We start from the raw sequence: 24,027 nt of genomic DNA on the forward strand, positions 1-24,027 counted from the left end.
TGACGCCGTGCACCGCACTGCCGAAACCTCCAAGACCCACGGCCGGGAAGCCGCAAGTCTCGAGGAATGATTCTCGTAACCGGCGCCACCGGCACCATCGGATCTGCCCTGGTCGGGCAGTTGCTCGCGCGGGGCGAAGAGGTGACCGCGCTGACCCGCGACCCCGCACGGATCGAGCCACGGCCGGGTCTCACGGTTACCACGGAGATCCGCAAGGCGAGTGCCGTCTTCCTGCTCGCGCCGGCCGGACCGGCCATCCCCGGCATCGACCGGGCGCTTCTCGGCCGGGCGATCGAGGCCGGCGCCGAGCGCGTGGTCAAGCTGTCGGCGATCGCGACCCCGGAGGCCGGCCTGAACATCTGGCACCGGCCCGGCGAGGAGGCGGTCCAGGCGAGCGGCCTGTCCTGGACGATCCTGCGCCCGACGACGTTCGCCTCGAACACCCTCGCGTGGCGCGACGACATTCGCGCCCGGCGAACGATCCCCAACATCTTCGGCGAGGGCCGCCAGGGCATCGTCGACCCCGCCGACGTGGCCGCGGTGGCCGTCGAGGCGCTGACCACGACGGCGCACGACGGCCGGATCTACACCCTCACCGGCCCTGAGCTGCTCAGCGTTCCCGAGCAGGCGGCTCATCTCAGCGCCGTGACGGGAACCACGATCACCACGGTTGACATCCCGCCCGCCCGGGAGCATTTCCCGGCCGAGATCGCCGACATGGCCCTCGCCGGCGCTCTTCTCGTCCGCGCCGGCGGCAATGCGATCGTCACCGACGACGTGGAGAAGGTCCTCGGCCGCGGGCCCGGGACGTACCGGGCCTGGGCCGAGAAGAACTTCTAGACCTGCGGAGCCACCGCGGAGGCGACCAGCTCGATGTGGTCGAGGTCGGCGAGGTCCAGCGTCTGCAGGAAGAGGCGGGTCGCGCCGGCCTCCGCGTACCTCTGGATGGCCTCGACCGCCTCGCCGGGCGTGCCCACGATGCCGCCGTTCTCGCGCATCTCCTCGACCTCGCGGCCGATGGCCGCGGCACGGCGCCGCACCTCCGCGTCGTCGCGGCCCACGCAGAGCACGGCGGCCGCCGAGAACGCCGGGGGCGTCTCCCGCCCGATCTCCGCGCCGGCCCGGCGGACCCGCTCGAACGTCGGCGCCACGTCTTCGATCTTGGCGAACGGGACGTTGAACTCGTCGGCGAAGCGGGCCGCGAGCGCCGGCGTGCGCTTCTTGCCGTGTCCGCCGACGATCACCGGCGGGCGCGGCGACTGCACGGGCTTCGGCAGCGCCGGCGAGTCGATCAGCTGGTAGTGCTTGCCCGGGAAGTCGAACGACCGGCCCGCCGGCGTCGACCACAGCCCGGTGACGACCTCGAGCTGCTCCTCGAGCCGGTCGAAGCGCTCGCCGACGGTCGGGAACGGGATGCCGTACGCGGTGTGCTCCCGCTCGAACCACCCGCCGCCCAGGCCGAGCTCGACCCGCCCGCCGCTCATCTCGTCGACCTGCGCCACCGCGATAGCCAGCGGCCCGGGCAGCCGGAACGTGGCCGACGTGACCAGCGTGCCGAGCCGGATGCGGGACGTCTGCACGGCCAGCGCGCCCAGCGTGACCCAGGCGTCGGTGGGGCCCGGCTCGCCCGGCGCGCCCATCGCGACGTAGTGGTCGGAGCGGAAGAAGCCGTCGAAGCCGGCCGCCTCGGCGGTCTGCGCGACCTTGACGAGGTCGCCGTGGGTGGCCCCCTGCTGGGGCTCGGTGAAGATCACAAGACGCATGACTCAAAACTGCCAGATGTCATCCGGCGCGCCCAGTCGGGGCTGTCACACACGAAGCGTGGCGGGGCAGTAACGTTGGCCACCATGGCCGGATATGAATGGATCAGCCTCACCACCGACTACGGAACGTTCGACGGGTTCGTCGCGGCGTGCCAGGGGACGATCGCGCGCATCGCCCCCGCCGTACGCGTCATCGACGTGACCCACCACGTGCCGCCGGCCGACGTGACCCGCGGCGCCGCAGTGCTCGCGCAGACCGCGCCCTACCTGCCGGCGGCGGTGCACGTCGCGGTGGTCGACCCGGGCGTCGGCACGGCCCGGCGCGGGCTGGTCCTCGAGACGCCGCACGGCCTGCTGGTCGGGCCCGACAACGGCCTGCTGATCTGGGCGGCCGACGCGCTCGGCGGTGTCGACCGCGCCTTCGAGCTCGCGAACAAAGACTGGCTGCTCGGCGACGTCTCACGTACCTTCCACGGCCGCGACGTCTTCTCCCCGGCCGCCGCCCACCTCGCGCTCGGCGCAAACCTGGTCGATGCCGGCCCCGCGATCGACCCGGCCGACCTGATCCGGCTGCCCGACCCGGTCGTCACGGTCGGCGACGGCTGGATCGAGTCCGAGGTCGGCACGATCGACCGCTTCGGCAACGTGCAGCTGGCCGCCGGCGGAGACGTGCTGGCCGGCCTCGGCCACGAGCTCACCGTCAACGGCTCGGTCCGGGCCCGGCGCGGCACGACGTTCGCCGACGTCGAGCGCGGTGACCTGCTGGTGTACGAAGATTCGGCCGGCCGCGTGGCGATCGCCGTGAACAACGGCCGCGCCGTGGTCGTCCTCTCGGTCCGCCCGGGCGACATGATCAGGATCGCGGAACGAACGGAAAGCGCCGACCGCCGCTAGCCATGCCGCAACAAATCGCGATATGACCGATAAGTTCGTTCACCAAGAAGGCGCGCCCTCGACGGCATCCCGCTCGCCCCGGAGCTGGCCGCGGCCCGCTGCCGGGTGCTCGGACTCGGCGAGCTCGCCGACATGCTCGACAACCGCTTCCCGGCGCTGGGTCCGGTCCCGCGCGGCGCGCTGCGGGCGGCGGTGCGCCTGTTCGAGGAGGAGGACGACGTCGGCAACACGCTGGGCTGCCTGCTCGCCGGGGCGCTCGCCCTGCTCCTGCTGGGCCGGGACGACGACGGCACGACGCTGGCCGCCGCCGTGCGCCGGGAGGCGGATCGGGTTGCCATGATCGCGCTGCTCGACGCCGGCGCGGAATGATGGAGCCATGCCCGAGGGTGACACCGTCTGGAACACGGCCCGGGTGCTCGAGCGCGCGCTGGTCGGCGACGTCCTGACCGGAAGCGACTTCCGGGTGCCGCGGCTCGCCGCCGCCGATCTGAGCGGGTGGACCGTCGCCGAGTCGGCCAGCCGCGGCAAGCACCTGCTGCTGCGGCTCGCCCGAGACGGCGAGAAACCGCTGACCCTGCACTCCCACCTGCGGATGGACGGCGCGTGGCGGGCCTACGCGCCGGGCGAGCGCTGGTCCGGCCGGCCCGCCCACCTGATCCGGGTCGTGCTGCGCACCGCGCGCTCGGTGGCCGTCGGCTACCACCTGCACGACGTCGCCGTGGTGCCCACCGCCGACGAACAGACCCTGGTCGGCCATCTCGGGCCCGATCTGCTCGGCGACGACTGGGACCCGGCCGAGGCCGCGCAGCGCATAGCGGCCAGACCCGAGGCCACGATCGCCGAGGCCCTGCTCGACCAGCGCAACCTCGCCGGCGTCGGCAACCTCTACAAGGCCGAGACGATGTTCCTGCGTGGACTCTGGCCCTGGACTCCGATCGCCCGGGTCCCCGACGTCGACGGCGTGGTCACCCTGGCGCAGAAGCTGGTCGCTTCGAACAAGGGCCGCTGGACCCAGACCACGACCGGCTCGCTGCGGCGCGGGGAAACCACCTATGTGTACGGCCGACGCGCCCAACCCTGCCGCCGCTGCGGCGCCGCGATTCGCCGGGCCGAACAGGACGAGCGCGTCACCTACTGGTGCCCGCGCTGCCAACCCGAGCCGACGGATTAGAGACCATCCGGTGTCGGGGTCGTCGGCCGCCGCCTGTGGACGACGGCCCGAGATTGTCGTACCCAGCTGTTCTACTCGTCCCCACCCAGAGGTGCGGGGCGGGGGAGGTCTGTGGGCCGCCGGGTGATCCAAAAATCTTGCGGTGATCAGTGGCTGGGCGGGGCGTGCCATGGCCGGGGGCCGGGGGTGGGTGCGGTGGGTCCGGCCCGTCGCGCTGAGCCTCGGGGATCCCGCGATGTGGTGGTTGCGGTCAGTTGGTGGGACGCGCTCCCACGGGCTGGCGGGGTGTCCCGGTCGGTGGGCGGGTGGCCTACGGTGCGGGAAGGATCCCGGCCGAGCGACGGGAATATCCGCTTATATCGACCGGCTGTTGATCGAGGACGGCCAGCGCTGATGAGTTTCCGTTCGCGGCGAACCGCCACTTATCAAGATCTGTGCACCAGGGCGCGGCAGCCGGGGCGAGCCGAGCTCGAAGCCGGCGCCGAAGACGGCTACCACCGATGACCGCGACGGGCCGCACTCACGTTGACCATGCACGACCCCGGGCCACGGCGCGCCCACGCCCTGCCGACGCCTCACCGCAACAGGCCGCACCACCCCGAGGCGGGCCAGCCCACCCTCACCCAGACAGGTGTCTAGATCGAGGTGGCCGGCGGGCGCTTCAGCTCGGCCAGGCCCTCGGCGAGGCCGCGCAGCCGGTCGGTCGCGTCGACCAGGCCGGCGAACGCCGGGTGCTGCCCGTCGGTCATCGGGTGGCCGTCCTCGGCGACGTAGCTCGCCGCGGCGGCAACCAGCCGCTCGTAGGCCGTGACGCCCTCGGTGAACTGCTGGGCGAGGCTCGCGTGGGACTGCTCGATCGAAGTTCGCCGGTCGCCGGGCGGGCTGAGCGGGATGGCCCGCTCGACGCTCGCCACCCGCTGGCCGAGGTCGCGCAGCCACTGCTCGGCCACCGCCGCCTCGAGGACGGCCGCCTCCCCCTGGCCGGTTAGCCGGCCGGACAGCACGCTGAGCGTGGCCGACGCGCGGTCGAGCCGGTCCCAGGCCTGGGTGATCGCCGAGCCGCGCAGGGCGTGGCGGTTCTTCTGACGGCGCATCTCGTTCATCATCGTGCGGCCGGCCGGGAAGCGCTCGATCGCCGCGGTCAGCCGCTGGCCGGCGAGCGCCGGGTCGGGCGGGGGCGGCGGCGGGATGGCGGCCAGCGCGCGGTGGTCGCTCCACCGCCACCAGGCGAGCGCGACCGAGGAACCGGCCGCGCCGGCCCAGATCGCGTCGACGATGCCTATCCCCGAGTACGGAGTGAGGACCGCGGTGGCCGCGACCAGGCCGCCGCCCAGCACGCTCCACCGCCGCGCCGAGCTGCGCAGCCGCTTGAGCCGCCGGAAATACCTGGTCCGCTCGTCCACCGCCGGTCCTCCCCCTTCGCCGAAAAGCCGGCTCAGCCGAAACGGCTCAGCCGGCCGCGGTCGTGTCGCCCCGCTTCTGGTTCATGCTGGCGCGGATCTCGTCGAGCCGGGCGACGCTGGCCGGGTCGGAGGCCGGCGGGGCCTGCTCGACGGCCGGCTGCTGCGGCGCGGCCGCGAGCTTCTCACCGGCCATGCTGGCCCGGATCTGCTCGAGCCGGGACGAGCCCGCCAGGTCGAGACTGGACTTCTGCACCTCGAGCATGCGGCCCTCGACCGAGTTCGACGCGAGCTCGGCGCGGCCCATGGCGTTCGCGTACCGCTGCTCGATCTTGTCGCGGACCTCGTCGAGCGACGGCGTGTTGCCGGGCGCGGCGAGCGACGACATCGACTCGAGCGACTTGGCCACCGTCTCCTGCATCTTGGCCTGCTCGAGCTGGCTGAGCAGCCGGGAGCGCTCGGCGATGCGCTGCTGGAGCACCATCGCGTTGTTCTCCACCGCCTTGCGGGCCTGGCCGGCCGCGCCGAGGGCCTGGTCGTGCAGGGTCTTGAGGTCTTCCATCGACTGCTCGCCCGAGACCAGCTGGGTGGCGAGCGTCTGCGCGGTCGACTCGTACTTCTGCGCCTCGGACTCGTTGCCGTCGGCACGCGCCTTGTCGGCGAGGACCAGCGCCTGGCGGGCCATGCCCTGCAGCTTCTCGACCTCGGACATCTGGCGGGACAGCTTCATCTCCAGCTGCCGCTGGTTGCCGATGACCGCCGCCGCCTGCTGCACGAGGGCCTGGTGCTGCCGCTGCGCGTCCTCGATGGCCTGCTGGATCTGCACCTTAGGGTCGGCGTACTCGTCGATCTTCGCACCGAAGAGCGCCATCATGTAACGCCAGCCCTTGACGAACGGGTTCGCCATCTCCGCGGTATCCCCTCAATGTCGCTCAGTCTTCGGCGCCACCGACCGGAAACAAAGGTGCTCTCCCGATGGCGCGTGAACACCATCGTGACAGCTCGTCGCCACCGGCGTCACGTGACCTCGGGGGGATATCAGGGTCTCCCCCACGGCATCGAGGCTACGCCGCTGACCGGGTCAGGGTCGATCCCGTACCGGAGACGACCAGACGCGCAGGGCCGGACCGCCCGATGGCGATCCGGCCCTGGTGAGACTGTGAAACGCGCTATGCCGCGTACACCACTTCCCGTGGCTTGCGCGTGGCTTTGAGCGTCGCCTTGAGCGGCGAGTCCTGGCGCACCGACACGGAGACTTCTCCCCCGCGGGCGACCTTGCGGACTGCGGCGGCCTCGTCGGCCGGCTTGACCGGCGTGAGCACGCCGTCCATCTCTTCGGCCAAGGACAGCGTGTCGCTGACCTCGCCGAGCACCTCGGACAGGCGCGCGCCGAGCGCTTCGCAGATCGCGGCGAGCAGCTCGCTCGACGCCTCTTTCTGACCGCGCTCGATCTCGGACAGATACCCCAGGCTGACATTCGCGGCGGTGGACACCTCGCGCAGCGTGCGGTGCTGTCCCTGCCGGCGCGCCCGAAGTGCGTCGCCGATAACCCGGCGTAGCAGGACCATGGCACCTCCTCCTGCGGCGGGCCGCCGGCACACGCCGGAGGCTTCCCGCAACCGTACCCGTTGCCGGCGATGCCGACATCCCGCCCCGCCGAATTCCGGGCGGGGCCGGTGGCGAGACGTCGGTTCAACAACCGGGGTCACTGGAGCATTCCCCAGCTCAGGCCGGGTTCGGTGTCTCTTGCAAGGTGTCTGAGAGGAGTCTCAGAACACTCATCACACTTTCGGTTCGGATGGCGGCCCGGTTTCCGTCGAGTTTCAGCTCGCGTACGGCGGACCCGGCCGCGCCCGCCACGGCGACGTAGACCAGCCCCACCGGCTTGCCGTCCTGCGGATCGGGCCCCGCCACCCCGGTCGTGGCCAGGCCCCAATCGGCGCCGCAGCGCTCCCGGCAGCCGGCCGCCAGCGCCACCGCAACCTGCGGGTCCACCGGCCCGCGCTCGGCCAGCAGCACCTCGGGCACGCCGGCCAGCGAGGCCTTCAGATCGGTGGCGTACACCACGAGACCGCCGCGGTAGACCGCGCTCACCCCGGGGATCTCGACGATGGTGGCTGCGACCAGGCCACCCGTGAGCGACTCGGCAGTGGCCAGCGTCTCAGAACGCTCGACCAGCCGATGGACCGCGGCCGCGGCCGCGAGACGAGCTTCCGACAGGTCCACGCCCCGAGTTTAGTGATCGCGGCGGAGACGCAACGCCTGGACCAGATAGTCGCCGCCGGTGACCACCGTCACGACCAGCGCGGCGCCCATCAGCCACGGCCCGACCGCGTCGAACGGTTCCGGCACCGGCCACAGGTACCACGCGATCGCGGCGATCTGGAGCACGGTCTTGAGCTTGCCGCCGCGGCTGGCCGCGATGACGCCGTACCGGATGACCCAGAAGCGCAGCGCCGTCACACCCCACTCGCGGGCCAGGATGACGATCGTCACCCACCACGGGAGCCGGTCGTACGCCGAGAGCAGGATCAGCGCCGTGCCGGTGAGCGCCTTGTCGGCGATCGGGTCGGCGATCTTGCCGAACGAGGTGACCATCGACCACTTGCGGGCGATCCAGCCGTCGACGTAATCGGTCGCCGACGCCAGACAGAAAACCAGGCAGGCGGCGATCCGCGCGCCGGTGCCGGTGAGCCCGGAGGCGACCACGATGGCCACGAAGACCGGCACCAGCACGATCCGCAACACGGTCAGCACGTTCGCCGGGTTGTACAGCGACACCACCCGTGCCGGGGAAGCCGGGGCCGGCTCGTCGGTCACGGCCGGGGCACCGGCGCCGCGTCGATCATCTCGACCGGCACCGCGATCAGGTCGACGCCTTCGGTCGCGGTCACGCGCGCACGCACCAGGTCACCGGGCCGCAAGACAGCAAGATCTACGGCGGCTTCCCCCGAGATGAGAGTGGTCGAGCCGTCGACCTCGGGGGCCTGGTGCTCGGCGCGGCCCTCGATCTCGCCGTCGGCGATCGAGTCGACCAGCACCTCGACCGTGGCGCCCAGACGCTCCTCGGCCCGCTGGGCGCACAGCTCGTCGGCGAGCGACACCAGCCGGTCGTACCGCCGCTTGATCGTGTCTTCCCGCACCTTGCCGGGCAGGCCGGCCGCCTCGGTGCCGTCCTCGTCGCTGTAGTCGAAGACGCCGATCGCGTCGAGCCGGGCGTCGGTGAGGAACCGGACCAGCTCGTCGACGTCCTGCCGGGTCTCGCCGGGGAAGCCGACGATGAAGTTGCTGCGCGCGCCGGCCGCGGGCGCGAGGGCCCGGGCCGAGTCGAGCAGCTCGAGGAAGCGCTCGGTCGAGCCGAAGCGGCGCATCCGGCGCAGCACCGGCTCGCTCGAATGCTGGAACGAGAGGTCGTAGTAGGCCGCGACGCCGGGCGTGGTGGCGATCACCTCGACCAGGCCGGGGCGGGTCTCGGCGGGCTGCAGGTAGCTGGCTCGCACCCGGACGATGCCGTCGACCACGGCCAGCTGGGGCAGCAGCTTCTCGAGCAGGCGCGGGTCGCCGAGGTCTTTGCCGTAGGAGGTGCTGTTCTCGCTCACCAGCACCAGCTCGCGCACGCCGGACTTGGCGAGCCACTCGGCCTCGGCCAGCAGTTCCTGCGGGTCGCGGGAGACGAACGCGCCGCGGAACGCCGGGATCGCGCAGAACGAGCAGCGCCGGTCGCAGCCGCTCGCCAGCTTCAGCGAGGCCACCGGGCCGGAGTCGAGCCGGCGGCGCAGCACGGTGCGCAGGTGGGCGGGGGTGTGCTCGTCGACCGTGGCGTGGCCCGGGATCACGACCTTGGCGGACTGGCGTTGCACCGGCGTGATCGGCAGCAGCTCGCGGCGGTCGCGCGGGGTGTGCGCGTCGAAGCGCTCGCCGGCCATCACCCCGTCGAGCCGGGAGGCGATGTCGGCGTAGTCGTCGAAGCCGAGCACGGCCTGCGCCTCGGGGAGGCTGTCGGCCAGCTCCTTGCCGTACCGCTCGGCCATGCAGCCGGCCGCGACCACCTTGGCGCCGGTGTCGGCGGCGGCGAGCAGGGTCTCGATGGAGTCCTGCTTCGCCTTCTCGACGAAGCCACACGTGTTGACGAGCACCACGTCGGCCCCGGAGGCGTCGGTGCTGACCTCCCAGCCGCCGGCGTCGAGACGAGCCGCGAGCTCCTCGGAGTCGACCTCGTTACGAGCGCAGCCGAGGGTGAGGAGGGCGACACGGCGGGGGGAAGGGGTTACCGACACTCCGCCAAGGTTACCGGGCGCCCGGCGGGCGCCGTTCCCCCGCACGGACGGTAACGCCGCAGTTTGATCGGCGCGGGCCCGGCGGCCGTAATACTCAGCACGATGCCGAACGTCAGAAAACAGCCCCCGTATGCCGAGGCCCTGCTGGTGGGCGCGCTCGTGGTGTGCGCCGGGCTGGCCCGCTCGGCGGGCTGGGCAGTGCGCACGAACGACATGGCGATCTTCGACATGTGGTACCACCAGATCGCGGCCGTGGGCCCGTGGCACGGGGTGGGCGACGAGATCGGCAACTACAACGCGCCGTTCGTCTACCTGCTGGCGGCCCTGCTCTACGTGCCGGGGCCGCTCGTCCTCAAGCTCAAGGCCCTCTTCGTCGTGTTCGACGTGCTGCTCGCCTTCTTCGCGTACAAGATCGTGGGTCTGAAATTCGCCGGGCGCCGCATCCCGATGGCGGCCGCGCTGGTGGTGGTCCTGCTGCCGACCGTGGTGATCAACGCCTCGTGGTACGGCCAGATGGACGCGATGTGGGCGGCTTTCGCCCTCGGCGGGGTCTACTTCCTTTTACGCGACCGGCCGTGGCCCGCGGTGGCGCTGTGCGCGGTGTCTCTCGCGATCAAGCCGCAGGGGATCTTCATCTTTCCGCTGCTGTTGCTGCTCGCGCTGGGCGGGCGGCTGCCCTGGCGGACGTTCCTGGCCGTACCCGCCGTCATCCTGACGCTCGACCTGCCCGCGCTGGTGGCCGGCCGCAGCCCGGTCGAGCTGTTCACCATCTACGACCTCGGGCGCCAGGCCAAGAACATCCCGGTCCTCACCTATCGCGCGCCGAGCCTGTACGCCTTCATGCCGGCCGGCCCCGCCGCCGGCACGGTCCGCACGCTGGGCTACGTCTTCACGGCCGTGATCATCTTGAGCCTCTGCTACATCCTCATCGTGCGAGATGTCCGGGTCGTCCGGGGCCGGCTGGTCGCGATCGCGGCGCTCTTCTCGCTCGCGATGCCGTTCTTCCTGCCCGGCATGCACGAGCGCTACTTCTTCCTCGCCGACGCGTTGACCGTGGTGCTGGTCTTCTACCGGCCGAGGCTGTGGCCCGTGCCGCTGCTCGTCCAGGCGGCGTCTCTGCTCTGCTACGAGCCCTACCTCTTCGGCGGCCGCTCGCCGGCCATGCTTCCGCTGATCGTCCCGGCGGCCCTCATGCTCGCCGCCCTGGGAACGCTGACTCATCACGTACTCAAAGAAGCCTTTGATCTTGAAAAGCCCGAGATCCCGGACACGCCGGCCGAGCTCGAGGCCGAAATCAGTCCACGCGGAGCCCGGCGAGGGCCTCTTCCAGCCCGTCGGGCTTGACCAGCACGTCGCGCGCCTTGCTGCCCTCGGACGGCCCGACGATCTCGCGCTGCTCCATCAGGTCCATCAGCCGGCCGGCCTTCGCGAAGCCCACCCGCAGCTTGCGCTGAAGCATCGACGTCGAGCCGAACTGGCTGGTCACGACCAGCTCGATCGCCTGGAGCAGCAGGTCGAGGTCGTCGCCGACCTCCTCGTCGATCTGCTTCTTCTTGCTCGGCGGCGCGTCGGTCACGCCCTCACGGAAGTCCGGTTCGCGCTGCTCGCGGCAGAACTTGACGATCGACGCGATCTCCTTCTCTTCCACCCACGCGCCCTGGATGCGGGTCGGCTTGGAGGCGCCCATCGGCAGGAAGAGGCCGTCGCCGCGACCGAGCAGCTTCTCGGCGCCCGGCTGGTCGAGGATGACCCGCGAGTCGGCCAGCGAGGAGGTGGCGAACGCCAGGCGGGACGGAACGTTGGCCTTGATCAGGCCGGTCACGACGTCGACGCTCGGGCGTTGGGTCGCGAGCACGAGGTGGATGCCGGCGGCCCGGGCCAGCTGGGTGATCCGCACGACCGAGTCTTCGACGTCGCGCGGCGCGACCATCATGAGATCGGCGAGCTCGTCGACGATCACCAGCAGATAGGGGTACGGCTTCAGCTCGCGCTCGCTGCCCGGCGGCGCCGTGATCTCGCCGCTGCGCACCTTGCGGTTGAAGTCGTCGATGTGGCGTACGCCGTTGGCCGCGAGGTCGTCGTAGCGCATGTCCATCTCGCCGACGACCCACTCGAGCGCGTCCGCCGCCTTCTTCGGGTTCGTGACGATCGGCGTGACGAGGTGCGGGATCCCCTCGTACGCGGTCATCTCGACCCGCTTGGGGTCGACCAGCAGCAGCCGCACCTCGTCGGGCGTGGCCCGGGTCAGGATCGACACCAGCAGCGAGTTGAGGCAGGAGCTCTTGCCCGCGCCGGTGGCGCCCGCGATCAGGATGTGCGGCATCTTGGCCAGGTTGGCCACCACGAAGCCGCCCTCGATGTCCTTGCCCAGCGCGACCAGCATCGGGTGGTGGTCGCTGGTGGCCGCCCGCGAGCGCAGCACGTCGCCGAGCGAGACCATCTCGGGGTCGGTGTTCGGGATCTCGACGCCGACCGCGCTCTTGCCCGGGATCGGGCTGAGGATGCGCACGTCGGCCGACTTCACGGCGTACGCGATGTTGCGGGAGAGCTGGGTGATCCGCTCGACCTTGACGCCCGGGCCGACCTCGACCTCGTAGCGGGTGACCGTCGGGCCGCGGGTGAAGCCGATGACCACGGCGTCGACGTTGAACTGCTCGAAGACGACGCCCAGCGCCGCCATCACCTCGTCGTTGGCACGGCTGCGGGCCTTCGCGGGCGCGCCGGTGGCCAGCAGAGAGGGCGGGGGCAGGTGGTAGTCGCCCTCGAGCGCGGTGATCTCCAGCTGCTCGGCGCGGGTCGGCAACGGGGAATGGTCGGGCGGCGACGGCTTCTTCCGGCTCTTCGGAATGGGGACGACGTCGTGCACGATGTCGTCGTCGACCGGCGGCGGCTCTTCCTCGGGGGCCAGGCCGAGATCGGCGAGCGACCCCTGCCGGCGACGCGCGGGGCGCCGGGGCTTGGCCGGTGGATTCTCGTCCTCGTCGAAATCGAGGTCGAGATCGATGTCGGGCGCGGGCAGCGGCGCCCGCTCGGTGTTACGGCCCAACAGCACGTCGACCAGCAGCAGAACGCGTTCCGGGATCTTGTTGATCGGCGTGGCGGTGATCACCAGCAGGCCGAAGACGAACAGCAGCACCAGCAGCGGCACCGCCACCCACGCGGTCACCGCCCGCTCGAGCAACCCGCCGACGCCGAAGCCGAGCAGGCCGCCGGCATTGTCGGTGGCCAGGTCGCCGCGGGTCTCGGGCTTCTGAGCGATGTGCAGCAGCGACGCGGTGGCCAGAATGATCGCCGTCCAGCCGACCACGCCGCGCCCGCGGTGCTCGGGGTCGGCGGGGCGGCGCATCAGCCGGATCGCGCCGTAGAGCAGCAGCAGCGGGAGCAGCACGGCGAGCCCGCCGAAGAACAGCCGGACCGCGTCGGCCAGCCACTTGCCGACCGGGCCGGCGCTGCCCGCCCAGACCGCGACGCCGATCAGGATGGCCAGGCCGAGCATGAGCAGCCCGGCGCCGTCGCGGCGGTGCTCGGGGTCGATCTCCTTGGCCGTCGCGGCCTGGCGGCCGACGCCGCGGGCCACCCAGCCGACGCTGTGCGCGACGCCCATCCAGAGGGCGCCGACGCCGCGGCCGACCCCGGCGGCCAGGACCGAACTTGCCGAGGGGCGCGCGCGGGTCGCGCTCGGGCGACGCGTCGTTGTCGCCCGGCGCGGCGTGGCCTTTCGCGAGGCCGCTTTGCGCGGGGCTGCCTTGCGCGGCGCCGGCTTACGAGCCGGGGGTGTGCGGGCAGCCATGGAATACACCGTAGCGTCGATGCGCCCGGCGAACGTGAAGGCGCACCGCGGGCTACTGTCGTCCCGTGCAGGCTTTGACCCATGAAATGATCAAGTCGGTGCTGGACGCGCGCGAGTTCAGCTACATGATCGACGAGGACGGCGACGTCGTCGGCAACTTCCAGGGCAACCTGGTCTACTTCTTCCAGATCGGCGAACAGGGCGAGATGCTCCAGGTGCGCGCCATGGTGCAGCACGCGTTCGGCATGGAAGACGTGGTCCGGCTCTACGAGTTCTGCAACTCGTGGAACCACGACCGGCTCTGGCCGAAGGCGTACGTGCACGTCCAGGACGACGGCGTGGTCAACGTCATCGGCGAGGTGCTCGCCGACTGGGAGAAGGGCGTCACTCCCGAGCAGCTCGATCAGGTGATCATCTGCGGGATCGCGACGGGCTGTCAGCTCGCTGACGCCGTCGCCGAGCTGAAACAAAACCGGCCCACGAGCTGAGCACCACGAGGGCCGCGACGATCTGCGCGGCCCGCTCGTGCCCGACGGGGTAGAAGAGCCCGGCCACATGGTTGGCGAGGAAGCCGCCCTCGTGCGCGGGCAGGCCGGCGTGCGCGCGGGCCCGGTCTTCCACCCAGGTGAGCGGGCAGGGCAGGTTCGCGGCGACCACCAGCAGCAGCCACGTGGCCGCGGCGACCTGGAACCAGATCAGCCACGGCCGGCGCCACGCGGCGAAGCCGCCGAGCAGTCCCAGGGCCAGGAACGCGAAATGCAGGCCCACGGCGACTTGCGCGACGGCTTCGAAGAACACATCAACCACGGTAAGGCGGGGCGCCACCCTCGGCAGGTGGGGTGGGCCCCGCCTTGTCCGTTACGGGGTGGAGAACCCCAGGGTGTACGAGCCCGTGCCGGAGGTTGCGCGGACCACGTACCGGTAGGTGCCCGAGCGCGCGTTCACCCTCAGGGTCTTGTCGCCCTCCCCGGTCGCCCGGGCCACGGTACGGAAGCCGTTGCCGGTCAGGCGCTGCAGGAAGAGGTCGAAGTCGGCGCCGTCGGGGGCGTCGAGGCAGGCGGTCTGCCGGCCGGCGTTGGCCCGGAAGGCGCCGTTGCCCGGGGTGGCCTGCGCCGACCCGGAGCGGTTGATCGCGCCCTCCCGCTGCACGGGCAGCTGGGAACACGCGCTGGCCTCCTCGGCCGGCGGAGCGCTCTCAGCTGGCGGGGCGCTCTCGGCCGGTGGGGCGCTCTCGGCGGGCGGGGCGGCAGCATCGCCGCTCACCACCAGCGTGAGGTTGTCGGCCGCCAGGATCTCGTTGACCGGCTGGAAGAACGTCTCGCCGCCGACCGTGCAGTCGCCCGAGCCGCCCGAGGTCACACCCTGGGCCTGGTCGCCGGAGAGCCACGGCCCGCCGGAGTCACCGCCCTCGGCGCAGACGTTGGTCCGGGTCAGGCCGGTGACCGCGCCCTCCGGGTACACGACCGTCTGGTTCTTCGCCAGGATCGTGCCGCAGTGGGTGCCCGTGGTCGAGCCGGAGCGGCAGATCGCCGCGCCCACCGGCGCCTCGGTGCTGCCCGCCACCGGGAGCTCGTTGCCCTGGAAGTCGTTGACCACCGCGCGCGGGGTCCAGTCGCCGTTGACCTCGACGAAGCCCATGTCGGCGTCGCCGGGGAAGACCGACGCCTTGACGACACCCTGGGCCTGCTGGTTGAAGCCGGACGTCTCGTCGCCCGGCGTGCCGCAGTGTCCGGCGGTCACGAAGCCGCCCTCGACCGAGAAGCCGATCGAGCAGCGGGCGGTGCCGCCGTCCAACGAGATGAAGTACGGGTCGGCGCCACGCACGTCGAACAGCGGCTTCGGGGTGGCCGAGCTGCTCAGCACGGTGACCGCGTCGCTCTTCACGCCGGCCTCCGACGCGAGGCTCTTCGCCGCCGCGGTCCTGCCCGGCTTGGCCACCACGACGAGCTTGTTGGTCTGCACGTCGACGTACCAACCGGTCACTCCGGCCGCGTCCGCGCGCACCGCGTCCAGCTTCTCCTTCGCGGTGATCAGCGTCTGCTCGCTGCGCTTGACCAGCACCGGCACCGCGCCCGCAGCGCGTACCGCTTCCTCCGCGGCCGGATCGGTGATCGCGATCTTCAGCGTCGTGCCATCGGTGGCAAGCCAAGCGCCGCCGAAGTCCGAGCCGGTCTTGGCCGCCAGCGTGGCGGACACGCCGGACGCCCATTTTGCCCGCTTGAGCCGGGCCGTCGCCTGGTCACCATCCAAGCCCAGGTCGCGTGCCATCGCCGCGAGTATCTGCGGGGACACATCGGACCTGGTCGGAGCGGCCTTCGTCGACGACGTGGTGCCGGCCATCGACGGCAACGTGAAGGCCACCGCCGCTCCGACCGCCGCCACGACCGCCGCCGCCACGGCGATCCTGCTGCGCTGCATCTCGAGGAACTCCCCTCAGCCACAGGTGCCGTGGGGGCGGCACCGTGACCTGAGGTACGGACCTCGCGTGCGGAAGGTTCAGACTTCGACGACCGTCGGCACAATCATCGGCCGTCGTCGATAGGCGTCGTTGACCCAGCGACCCACCGTACGGCGCACCACCTGCTGCAACTGGTGGGTGTCGGTGATGCCGTCCTCGGCCGAGCGGTGCAGCGCCGCGGTCAGCAGCGGGATGACCGGGTTGAACGCCTCGGGGTCTTCGGAGAAGCCCTTGGCCGAGATGCTCGGCTCGCCGACGACCTTGCCGGTGACCGAGTCGATCACCACGGTGGCCGAGATGAAGCCGCCGTCGCCGAGGATCCGGCGCTCGGTGAGCAACGACTCGCTGACGTCGCCGACCGCGAGGCCGTCCACGTACACGTAGCGGTTGGCCACCCGGCCGACGTGCCGGGCGTGCCCCTCGACCATGTCGACGACGTCGCCGTCCTCGCAGAGCACCACCCGGTCGGCCGCCACGCCCGACTCGATGCCGAGCTGGGCATGCGCGCGCAGGTGCCGCCACTCGCCGTGCACCGGCATGAGGTTGCTCGGCCGCACCACGTTGAGCAGGAACAGCAGCTCGCCGGCCGGGGCGTGGCCGGAGACGTGCACCCGGGCCGTCTCCTTGTGGATCACCGTGGCGCCGGCCCGGGAGAGGCGGTTGATCACCCGGTAGACCGAGGTCTCGTTGCCCGGCACCAGCGAGCTGGCCAGCACGACGGTGTCGCCCGGCTCGATGGTGATGTGCCGGTGATCGCCGGTCGCCATGCGGCCGAGCGCGCTCATCGGCTCGCCCTGCGACCCGGTCGACATGAAGACGATCTCGTCGCCCGGCATGTTGGTCGCTTCGTCGAGGCTGACCAGCAGGCCTTCCGGGATGTTCAGCAGACCGAGGTCGCGGGCGATGCCCATGTTGCGCACCATCGATCGGCCGATCAGGGCGACCTTGCGGTCGTATTCCCAGGCGGCGTCCATCACCTGCTGCACGCGGTGCACGTGCGAGGCGAAGCTGGCCACGATGATGCGGCCGCGGGCCTTGCTGAAGATCGAGCTGAGCACCGGGCCGATGTCACGCTCGGGCGACACGAAACCGGGCACCTCGGCGTTCGTCGAGTCGCTCAGCAGCAGGTCGACACCCTCGGCCCCGAGCCGGGCGAAGCCGGCCAGGTCGGTGATGCGGCCGTCCAGCGGCACCTGGTCCATCTTGAAGTCGCCGGTGTGCAGCACCAGGCCGGCCGGCGTGCGCACGGCGACCGCCAGCGCGTCGGGGATGGAGTGGTTGACCGCGAAGAACTCGCACTCGAACGGGCCGAGCCGCTCGGTCTGCCCTTCCCGCACGGTCAGCGTGTACGGGTCGAGCCGCCGCTCGGCCAGCTTGGCCTCGACCAGCGCGAGCGTGAACTCGGAGCCGACCAGCGGTATGTCGGCCTTGTGGGCCAGCAGGTAGGGCACGGCGCCGATGTGGTCCTCGTGGCCGTGAGTGAGCACGATCGCCTGGACGTCGTCGAGGCGGTCGAGGATCGGGGTGAAGTCGGGCAGGATCAGGTCGACACCGGGCTGCTCGACGTCGGGGAAGAGCACCCCGCAGTCGATGATGAGCAGCTTGCCGTCGAACTCGAGCACGGTCATGTTGCGGCCGATGGCCCCGAGCCCACCGAGCGGTGTGACGCGCAGGGCGCCCTCCGGCAGCGGCGGTGGCGGATCCAGCTCCACGTGAGCTTGACTCATTCGCGTCTTTCTCTGATTAGAGGACGATGCCGGCTTTCGCGGCGTCCTCGCGCAACTGGTTCAGTTCTTCGTCGCCGGCGTCGACCAGCGGAGACCGCACCGGGCCGGCGGGCAGCCCGCGGACTCGCAGGCCGGCCTTCACCAGCATGGTGCCGGGTGACCGGAAGATGCCGGTGAACAGCGGCAACGCCTTCCGGTGCAGGGCCAGGGCGGCGGCGACGTCGCCCCGCTCGTACGCCTCGATCATGTCTTTGGCGATGGGCCCGGTGAAGTGGGTGGACGTGCCGACGAGGCCGACCCCGCCGACCGCGAGCAGCGGCAGCGTGGCCGCGTCGTCGCCGGAGTAATAGGCCAGGCCGGTGCGGGCGGTGACCACGGAGGAGGCGGTGAAGTCGCCCTTGGCGTCCTTGACCGCGACGATCCGCTCGTGCTCCGCTATCTGGAGCATGGTCTCGGTGGCGATCGCCGTGCCGGCCCGGTGCGGGATGTCGTACACCATGATCGGCAGGTCGACGGCGTCGGCCACGGTCAGGAAGTGCCGGGCGACGCCGGCCTGCGGGGGCTTGTTGTAATACGGCGTCACGACCAGCAAGCCGTTGGCGCCCGCCTTCTGCGCGGCGTGTGCCAGCTCGATCGTGTGTGCCGTGTTGTTGGTGCCGACGCCCGCGACCACCCGGGCACGGTCGCCGACCGCCTCGATGACCGCGCGGAGCAGCGTCTCCTTTTCGGCGTCGGAGGTGGTCGGGGACTCGCCGGTGGTCCCGCTGATCACGAGCGCGTCGTTACGCTGCTCGTCGACGAGATAGGTGGCCAATTTCGCCGCGCCCTCGACGTCGAGGGAGCCGTCCGGAGCGAACGGGGTGACCATGGCGGTCAGTAGCCGTCCGAAGGGTCGCGGGTCGTGCGTCATACCGACAACCTATCGGACGCGCCGCTCAGACGTAGAAAGCGGTGAACGGGGCCCAGGGCAGGTTACGCAGCACGCTCCAGACGCCCCAGACCGCCACGAAGGCGATCATCGCCCCCGGACCGATCCTGAGCTGCGGCAGGTTCCAGTTGAACAGCCGTTTTCCGGCCCAGGCCACGTACATGTACAGCAGGAACGGGACGGCGAACGTGAAGACCGCGTGGTGCCGGGCGGCCGCGGGGACGTCGCCGTGCAACAGGTACCACGCCGCCCGGGTGCCGCCGCAGCCCGGACAGACGAATCCGGTCGTGTACTTGAGCAGGCAGGTCGGCGCGTCGCCGGCGCCCGCGTCGGCCGGGTGGGTGGCCAGCGTGTAGCCCACCGCGCCGGACATGCAGACGAGCAGCGCGACCGGGGCGGCCCAGACCGGCGACTTGGTCCAGACGCGCTGGACGAACCGGGTGACCGGGTCGGGGCGTGGCGGCGCGTAACCCCACCCCGGTGGCAGGGGCGGACCCTGCACGGGCTCATCTGCCAGGGTCATGGCTGCGACGGTACACCCGCGAGCGCAGCGCTCAGCGGGCCGGCGAAGTCGCCCTTGGCCGGGGTCGTGATCGTGTGCAGGCCCAGCCAGCCGGCCAGCCGATGGAGCTCGACGGCCAGCGCGGCAGCGGTCTCCTCTTGGTCGGCCGTCGGCTCGAGCCAGGCGGCCGGGATCTGCAACTCGCCGGCCTTGCGGTCGGCCTTGAGATCGACCCGGGCCGCGAAACGATCACCCAGCAGGAACGGCAGCACGTAGTAGCCGTAGAGGCGCTGCGGCGCAGGAACATATATCTCTATACGATAGGACAAATCGAACAATCGCTCGGTTCGGCCGCGCTCCCAGATCAGCGGGTCGAAGGGGCTGACGAGAGTCGCCGCCCGGACCCACCGCGGGATCTTGGCGAGATGGTGCAGGTAGGCCGGCTGCTTCCACCCCTTCACCGTCACGGGGATCAGCACCTTGTCTTCGACGAGCTCGGACACCGCCTGCTTGAAGCCCTCGACCGGCAACCGGAAGTAATCGCGGATCTCCGGCTCGGCGGCCACCCCGAGCGCCCGCGCGGACATCTCGACCAGCGCCCGGATCGCATCGGGATAGGCCGGGGTCGGAGCGTCGAGCACCGACGCGGGCAGCACCCGTGACGGCAGGTCGTAGCGCCGGGCGAACGACGTCGTGCGCTCGGCCGCAGTCACCTGGCCGGTGAAGAACAGCCACTCGAGCGCCTGTTTGACCACCGACCAGTTCCACCCCCAGTGGTCCTTGCGGCGGGGCGCGTCGTGCTCGATCTCGGCCGCGGTGATCGGCCCGCGGGCACGCACCTCGTCGAGCACCCAGGCCACCAGCTCGGGCTGCTCGGCCACGACGCGTTTCATGTTGCCCCAGGCGAAATCGGCCGCCCGGGCCATGCGCCAGCGGAACAGCGGCTGGAGGTCGGTGGTGATCAGCGAGGCCTCGTGACCCCAGAACTCGAACAGCTCCCGGGGCTTTCGGTAGGCGGCCCGCTCGAGCAGATCGACCGGGTAGGGGCCGAGGCGGCTGTAGAGCGGCATGAAGTGGGCGCGCTGCAGCACATTCACCGAATCCATCTGGATCAGATGCAGCCGGCGCAGCACGCGGCGCAGGTGACGCAGGTCGGTGGCACCGCCCGGTTTCGGGTCGGTGAAGCCCTGGGCCGCGAGCGCGACGCGCCGGGCCTGAGCGACGGAGAGCGATTCGAGTGCCATCGCTGAGCACGCTAGACCGGGGGTACGACAAAATCACTCGCTCGAGCCCGCAGTGCGCGCCGATCACTTGCGCACCCGGCCGGTCACGCCCGGATCGCAGACCCTGGTGGCGCCGCGCGGCACGACGGCGGAGCTGCCGGAATTGCGCTACGCCACCCCTCTGTAGGCTCGCGGCATGGCACTCGGTTTCGTCCGTCCCGCGCGTCCCGAGGACGCCGCGGAGATCGCCCGCATCCAGCTCTCCACCTGGCGCACGGCGTACCGGCGGATGTTCCCCCCGCACGTCCTGGCCGGCCTCGACGAGGCGACCCTGGCCGGCGCCTGGCGCCAGACGATCCAGCAGCTCCCGTCGCCGCGCCATCGCGTGCTCATCGCCGTCGAGCAGGGCGAGTCGGCCACCGAGGTGGTCGGTTTCGCGGCCGCCGGCCCCGCCGACGACGAGGCCCTGGCCCCCGAGGAGCCGTCGCTGCCCGACGACTTCGCGGCGATCACCGACATGCTGGTCGAGCCGCGCTGGGGCCGCCGCGGCCACGGCAGCCGGCTGCTTTCCGCGACCGTCGACCTCTGGCGCGAGGACGGCTTCACGCACGCCGTGGCCTGGGCCTACGAGCAGGACGCGGCGACGCAGAAGTTCCTGGCCTCGGCGGGCTGGTCCCCCGACGGCGCCGGCCGCGCGCTCGACGTCGACGACATGCTGGTCCCCCAGTTGCGCCTGCACGTCGACCTGAGCGCAGAATTGCCGTCGTGACCGCCACCTTCGTCTACGACGGCGACTGCTCCTTCTGCACCACCTGCGCCGAGTTCATCGAGCGCCGCATCCCCACCCGCGCGCGGATCATCCCGTGGCAGTTCGCCGACCTGGACTCCCTCGGGCTCACGCAGGAGGAGTGCGAAGAGGCTGTCCAGTGGGTCTCCGGAGAAACGCAAGCCTCCGGCCCCGACGCCATCGCCCTGCTACTGAAGGACGCCGGCCGTTTCTGGCAGGTCGCGGGCGGCGCCCTGGGGATCGCACCCGTCCGGCTCGCCGCCTGGCCGGCCTACCGCTGGATCGCCGACCACCGCCACCTGCTCCCGGGCGGCACGGCGGCATGCTCGCTACCTCAAGCTCAGCGCGACTTGCTCTTCGGAGAAAATACCTCATAGGTACGGGCAGCGACAGGCACCCGTTTCGCCACCCCAGCCGGCTGCAACTCACCGTCCCTCGCGGGAGCGCCGGGCTGTGTCCGGTGGCGCCGGCCCGGCACGGGCTCAACCGATCTTGACGACGCGGGCCCATGACGGCGGCGGTTCGCGGTAGGTCTCGGGCCGCGGAAACAGCCCGATCACCGTCGGCCGTCCCGGTGGCGACTCGGGCCACGGCGTCTGCCCATCGGTCAGCACCACGAGCACGTCCGGCCGGGGCCGCGCCGACAGCGCCCGGTCGAAGCCCTCACGCAGATCCGTCCCGCCGCCCCCGATCAGCGGAATCCCCTCCGCCCGGCACAGCGATTGGGCGGCCCCCGCCGCCGCGTCGCAGGACAGCACGCTCACGTGATCGCGCCGCCCGCCGGCCGCCCGCCCGATGGCGGCCACCTCGAGCAGCGCGCTGCCCAGCGCGGAATCGCTCACCGACCCGGAGGTGTCGATCACCACCGTTCCCCGGATGCCCGGCGATCCCCTGCGCCACCCGGAACCGGACGGCGTCGCGCTCCTCGGCGGTCAGCCCGTGCGCGCCGTCCGGCCCGAGGTCCCACTCCCGGTCCAGCCCGTCGGCCCCGCTCCCGCAGTCCAACCAGGCGAGGTCCCGCGTGTACGGCCCGAGCCGGAACCGCCCCAGGTACTCCTCCATCAGCTCGCCCTCGGGCAGGTTGAGCCGCCGGGGATGGGCCGCGCCGGACGGTTCGGCGAGGCCGTCGCCGTACACGTCGTCGTTGATCTCCAGGTCGGCGGCGATGTTCATCCGCAGCCGCTCGCCCCGCCCGCGCAGCTCATGTCGTTGCGCATACCGGTCGCTGCACCCGTGATGGTCGCGCAGCAGATGCGAGACCTCGTGCACCCAGACCCCGGCCAACTCGTCGAGCGGGGTCACCGCCACGAACGCCGGCGAGATGTAACAGCGCCAGTGGCGATCCACCGCCATCGTCGGCGCCCGCTGTGACTCGACCGGCCGCAGCGCGAACAGCGCCGCCGCCAGATAGGGCCGTGCGCGGGTTGCCGCGAGCCGGGCGGCGTACAGCTTCGCCTCATCCATGCGCCGCACCCGCGCGGGCAAGCCGGGTCACCGAGATCGCGCCGGCCAGGCGGTCGATCGCCGACGGGACCGGCCAGTCATCCTGGCGCAGCGCGGCCAGCGTGCTCGCCGGCACCACGACCAGGTCGGGCGCACCGGTCTCCAGCGCCCGGGCGAGCAGCGCCCAGGCCGCGTCCCAGCGCTCCCGCTCCGGCCGTCGCCGCACCGCGGCCACCACCGCGTCGAGCACGGCCTGGCGCAGGTCGCCGCGCCGTCCGCAAGAACCGAGCGCATCAGCACTCACCTTGCGTGGACGGGGCCTCCCCTCGGCACGAGAAGATTCTCATCGCGGACGGGGGTACCGCTAAGTCACCAGTTCCGGCTCCCCCGTTTCGGCGACCCGGCCCATGCGGTGCCGGACCCACACGACGGGGCGCACCTTCTCGAGCGCCAGGAAGCTGGTCATCGCGACCAGGTGCGGGGCGAACGAGATCGTGATCATGGCGAACGTCATCAGGTGGAACGAGTAGAAGTACGCCGCCACCACCGCCCACCGCCACCGCTGCGGCACCACGAAGATCAGTGGGCTGAGCAGCTCGAAGGCGATGATCCCGAACTGGGCCACGATCAGCAGCCCCGGCACCACCGCGATCTGGTCGGCCGCCCAGGTGCCGCGCCGGATGATGGCCTGAGCGAGCACCGCGCTGGTCGGCCAGTCGAGGCCGCCGAACCGCAGCTTCGCCCACGCCGCCAGGAAGTAGGTGCAGACCACCGCGATCTGGGTGACCCGCAGCGCCCACCCGCCGGCCGCCGACAGGGTCTTGTCGCCGTGCCGCGCCTTCCCGATCGTGGGCAGCACCGCGAGCGCCACGAGGAACCCGACCCGGTCGTGGTCGACCTTGCCGTAGCTCATCGCGATGATCATCCACTCGAAGTAGAGCGCGAAGACCGCCCAGCCCAGCGCCCGCGGCGCCCGGCCGGTCGCCGCGGCCAGGGCCAGCACGATCAGGGCCCAGAAGATCGAGTGCACGATCAGCGGCGTCGGCGTGGGCAGGTGCAGCAGCCGGCCGACGAACAGTGGCTGGTAGAGCTCGCCCGGGGTGTTGGCGTGCGCCCGCACCCACGGCGTGAAGATCACCAGGTCGGCGGCGACGAACAGGTAGACGAGCGTGCGGAACGCGGCGATCCGGCCCAGCGGGACCGGCGAGAAGAGCCACCTCATGGCCGCGTCCATGCGGCGATGACCTGGTCACGGTAGGTGCCGGTGGGCCGGGCATGCTCGATGCCGTGCCACCGCACGACGATCCGCACCTCGCGCAGCGGCGCCGCGCCAGGCGAGTGTTCCTGATACGCCGCCGCGACCTCGGCGAGGCGGGACGGCGTCGACACGTACGCGCCCTCCTGGCCCTCGATCTCGGCCCGCCGGATCCCACTGTTGCCTTCGGTGAGTTGCACCGTGCGGCCGGAGGTATCAACCCCTTCGACCCGGGTGTCCTTGGCGTCCCCGTTCGGGTCGGGTCCCGTGGCGTACATCCGGAAAGGCCCGAAGGGGAAGTCGTCGTCGGCTCCGGCAACCGTGCCCGCGAGCAGCAGCGCCCCGAACACCAGGGTGGCGGCGACCCTGATCCACCGGCCGCGGGCAGAAAGCTCGTTCATCGCGAGCC

General features: G+C 71.5%; 24 protein-coding genes and 2 pseudogenes. 8 read left to right on the plus strand and 18 right to left on the minus strand.

Features of this window, described 5'->3' with window-relative positions; translation table 11 throughout:
* The first annotated feature begins 66 nt into the window (after positions 1-66).
* Positions 67-840 (plus strand): NAD(P)H-binding protein, encoded by a 774-nt coding sequence (locus tag ACIA5D_RS01255; protein ID WP_396027815.1) that lies wholly within the window; start codon positions 67-69, stop codon positions 838-840.
* On the opposite strand, the gene ACIA5D_RS01260 is transcribed toward ACIA5D_RS01255, so the two are convergent.
* The gene (locus ACIA5D_RS01260) at positions 837-1,763 is read right to left on the minus strand and encodes a TIGR03560 family F420-dependent LLM class oxidoreductase (protein ID WP_396027816.1); all 927 of its coding nucleotides are present in this window, start codon (positions 1,761-1,763) and stop codon (positions 837-839) included. The two genes, ACIA5D_RS01255 and ACIA5D_RS01260, sit on opposite strands and share 4 nt — an antisense overlap.
* Positions 1,764-1,847: 84 nt before the next feature.
* Here ACIA5D_RS01260 and ACIA5D_RS01265 point away from each other — a divergent pair, with 84 nt between their 5' ends.
* The 3 genes from ACIA5D_RS01265 to ACIA5D_RS01275 all read left to right on the plus strand — a co-directional run bounded on the left by ACIA5D_RS01265 (position 1,848) and on the right by ACIA5D_RS01275 (position 3,828).
* On the plus strand, positions 1,848-2,657 hold the full coding sequence (locus ACIA5D_RS01265; protein ID WP_396027817.1) for an S-adenosyl-l-methionine hydroxide adenosyltransferase family protein: 810 nt from the start codon (positions 1,848-1,850) through the stop codon (positions 2,655-2,657).
* Between the two features lie 105 nt (positions 2,658-2,762).
* Entirely contained in the window at positions 2,763-3,026 is a 264-nt protein-coding gene (locus tag ACIA5D_RS01270; protein WP_396027818.1) for a hypothetical protein, read from the plus strand.
* A gap of 7 nt (positions 3,027-3,033) precedes the next feature.
* Positions 3,034-3,828, plus strand: coding sequence for a DNA-formamidopyrimidine glycosylase family protein (locus tag ACIA5D_RS01275; RefSeq protein WP_396027819.1), 795 nt, complete (start codon positions 3,034-3,036; stop codon positions 3,826-3,828).
* A gap of 635 nt (positions 3,829-4,463) precedes the next feature.
* Here ACIA5D_RS01275 and ACIA5D_RS01280 read toward each other — a convergent pair.
* The 6 genes from ACIA5D_RS01280 to rimO all read right to left on the minus strand — a co-directional run bounded on the left by ACIA5D_RS01280 (position 4,464) and on the right by rimO (position 9,505).
* Positions 4,464-5,231, minus strand: coding sequence for a hypothetical protein (locus ACIA5D_RS01280; RefSeq protein WP_396027820.1), 768 nt, complete (start codon positions 5,229-5,231; stop codon positions 4,464-4,466).
* A 46-nt stretch (positions 5,232-5,277) separates the two neighbouring features.
* On the minus strand, positions 5,278-6,135 hold the full coding sequence (locus tag ACIA5D_RS01285; protein WP_396027821.1) for a PspA/IM30 family protein: 858 nt from the start codon (positions 6,133-6,135) through the stop codon (positions 5,278-5,280).
* Positions 6,136-6,397: 262 nt separating this feature from the next.
* Positions 6,398-6,796, minus strand: a complete 399-nt coding sequence (locus tag ACIA5D_RS01290) for a helix-turn-helix domain-containing protein (protein WP_396027822.1) — start codon at positions 6,794-6,796, stop codon at positions 6,398-6,400.
* 157 nt (positions 6,797-6,953) lie between these two features.
* Positions 6,954-7,454, minus strand: coding sequence for a CinA family protein (locus ACIA5D_RS01295; protein ID WP_396027823.1), 501 nt, complete (start codon positions 7,452-7,454; stop codon positions 6,954-6,956).
* 9 nt (positions 7,455-7,463) lie between these two features.
* Positions 7,464-8,048 carry a CDP-diacylglycerol--glycerol-3-phosphate 3-phosphatidyltransferase gene (pgsA, locus tag ACIA5D_RS01300; protein WP_396027824.1) on the minus strand — a complete coding sequence of 195 codons (585 nt, stop codon included), beginning with the start codon at positions 8,046-8,048 and terminating at the stop codon, positions 7,464-7,466.
* On the minus strand, positions 8,045-9,505 hold the full coding sequence (gene rimO / locus ACIA5D_RS01305) for a 30S ribosomal protein S12 methylthiotransferase RimO (protein WP_396027825.1): 1,461 nt from the start codon (positions 9,503-9,505) through the stop codon (positions 8,045-8,047). Before rimO ends, pgsA begins: the two co-directional genes overlap by 4 nt.
* A gap of 102 nt (positions 9,506-9,607) precedes the next feature.
* Here rimO and ACIA5D_RS01310 point away from each other — a divergent pair, with 102 nt between their 5' ends.
* Positions 9,608-10,849, plus strand: a complete 1,242-nt coding sequence (locus tag ACIA5D_RS01310; protein ID WP_396027826.1) for a hypothetical protein — start codon at positions 9,608-9,610, stop codon at positions 10,847-10,849.
* On the opposite strand, the gene ACIA5D_RS01315 is transcribed toward ACIA5D_RS01310, so the two are convergent.
* Entirely contained in the window at positions 10,800-13,295 is a 2,496-nt protein-coding gene (locus ACIA5D_RS01315; protein ID WP_396027827.1) for a DNA translocase FtsK, read from the minus strand. The two genes, ACIA5D_RS01310 and ACIA5D_RS01315, sit on opposite strands and share 50 nt — an antisense overlap.
* 65 nt (positions 13,296-13,360) lie before the next feature.
* On the opposite strand from ACIA5D_RS01315, the gene ACIA5D_RS01320 reads away from it, so the two are divergent.
* A complete protein-coding gene (locus ACIA5D_RS01320) occupies positions 13,361-13,783 on the plus strand; it encodes a YbjN domain-containing protein (RefSeq protein WP_396027828.1) in 423 nt (140 codons plus the stop codon).
* Here ACIA5D_RS01320 and ACIA5D_RS01325 read toward each other — a convergent pair.
* From ACIA5D_RS01325 to ACIA5D_RS01350, 6 genes are all read right to left on the minus strand, one after another.
* On the minus strand, positions 13,707-14,093 hold the full coding sequence (locus ACIA5D_RS01325) for a DUF2784 domain-containing protein (RefSeq protein WP_396027829.1): 387 nt from the start codon (positions 14,091-14,093) through the stop codon (positions 13,707-13,709). The genes ACIA5D_RS01320 and ACIA5D_RS01325 overlap by 77 nt on opposite strands.
* A gap of 60 nt (positions 14,094-14,153) precedes the next feature.
* The gene (locus ACIA5D_RS01330) at positions 14,154-15,713 is read right to left on the minus strand and encodes a S1 family peptidase (protein WP_396027830.1); all 1,560 of its coding nucleotides are present in this window, start codon (positions 15,711-15,713) and stop codon (positions 14,154-14,156) included.
* A gap of 78 nt (positions 15,714-15,791) precedes the next feature.
* Complete coding sequence (locus ACIA5D_RS01335; RefSeq protein ID WP_396027831.1) at positions 15,792-17,480, minus strand: ribonuclease J; 1,689 nt, start codon at positions 17,478-17,480, stop codon at positions 15,792-15,794.
* A 16-nt stretch (positions 17,481-17,496) separates the two neighbouring features.
* Positions 17,497-18,390 (minus strand): 4-hydroxy-tetrahydrodipicolinate synthase, encoded by an 894-nt coding sequence (dapA, locus tag ACIA5D_RS01340; protein WP_396027832.1) that lies wholly within the window; start codon positions 18,388-18,390, stop codon positions 17,497-17,499.
* Between the two features lie 25 nt (positions 18,391-18,415).
* Complete coding sequence (locus ACIA5D_RS01345; RefSeq protein ID WP_396027833.1) at positions 18,416-18,931, minus strand: DUF2752 domain-containing protein; 516 nt, start codon at positions 18,929-18,931, stop codon at positions 18,416-18,418.
* Positions 18,928-20,154, minus strand: coding sequence for a winged helix-turn-helix domain-containing protein (locus tag ACIA5D_RS01350; protein WP_396027834.1), 1,227 nt, complete (start codon positions 20,152-20,154; stop codon positions 18,928-18,930). Before ACIA5D_RS01350 ends, ACIA5D_RS01345 begins: the two co-directional genes overlap by 4 nt.
* A 175-nt stretch (positions 20,155-20,329) precedes the next feature.
* Here ACIA5D_RS01350 and ACIA5D_RS01355 point away from each other — a divergent pair, with 175 nt between their 5' ends.
* Together ACIA5D_RS01355 and ACIA5D_RS01360 are read left to right on the plus strand one after the other, a co-directional pair.
* Entirely contained in the window at positions 20,330-20,902 is a 573-nt protein-coding gene (locus ACIA5D_RS01355; protein ID WP_396027835.1) for a GNAT family N-acetyltransferase, read from the plus strand.
* Positions 20,890-21,297, plus strand: a complete 408-nt coding sequence (locus tag ACIA5D_RS01360) for a thiol-disulfide oxidoreductase DCC family protein (RefSeq protein ID WP_396028561.1) — start codon at positions 20,890-20,892, stop codon at positions 21,295-21,297. The genes ACIA5D_RS01355 and ACIA5D_RS01360 overlap by 13 nt, the downstream gene beginning before the upstream one ends.
* Before the next feature lie 105 nt (positions 21,298-21,402).
* On the opposite strand, the pseudogene ACIA5D_RS01365 reads toward ACIA5D_RS01360, so the two are convergent.
* The 4 genes and pseudogenes from ACIA5D_RS01365 to ACIA5D_RS01380 form a co-directional block, all read right to left on the minus strand.
* Positions 21,403-22,384 (minus strand): annotated as a pseudogene (locus tag ACIA5D_RS01365) (VWA-like domain-containing protein).
* Positions 22,377-22,682 (minus strand): annotated as a pseudogene (locus ACIA5D_RS01370) (AAA family ATPase); the annotation flags it as partial. The pseudogenes ACIA5D_RS01365 and ACIA5D_RS01370, both read right to left, overlap by 8 nt.
* Positions 22,683-22,727: 45 nt before the next feature.
* Positions 22,728-23,585, minus strand: a complete 858-nt coding sequence (locus tag ACIA5D_RS01375; protein WP_396027836.1) for an MFS transporter permease — start codon at positions 23,583-23,585, stop codon at positions 22,728-22,730.
* A complete protein-coding gene (locus ACIA5D_RS01380; RefSeq protein WP_396027837.1) occupies positions 23,582-24,019 on the minus strand; it encodes a hypothetical protein in 438 nt (145 codons plus the stop codon). Before ACIA5D_RS01380 ends, ACIA5D_RS01375 begins: the two co-directional genes overlap by 4 nt.
* Positions 24,020-24,027 lie beyond the last annotated feature (8 nt).

Origin of the sequence: Actinoplanes sp. NPDC051513, from assembly GCF_044454685.1 — a bacterium.
Lineage (GTDB): Bacteria > Actinomycetota > Actinomycetes > Mycobacteriales > Micromonosporaceae > Actinoplanes.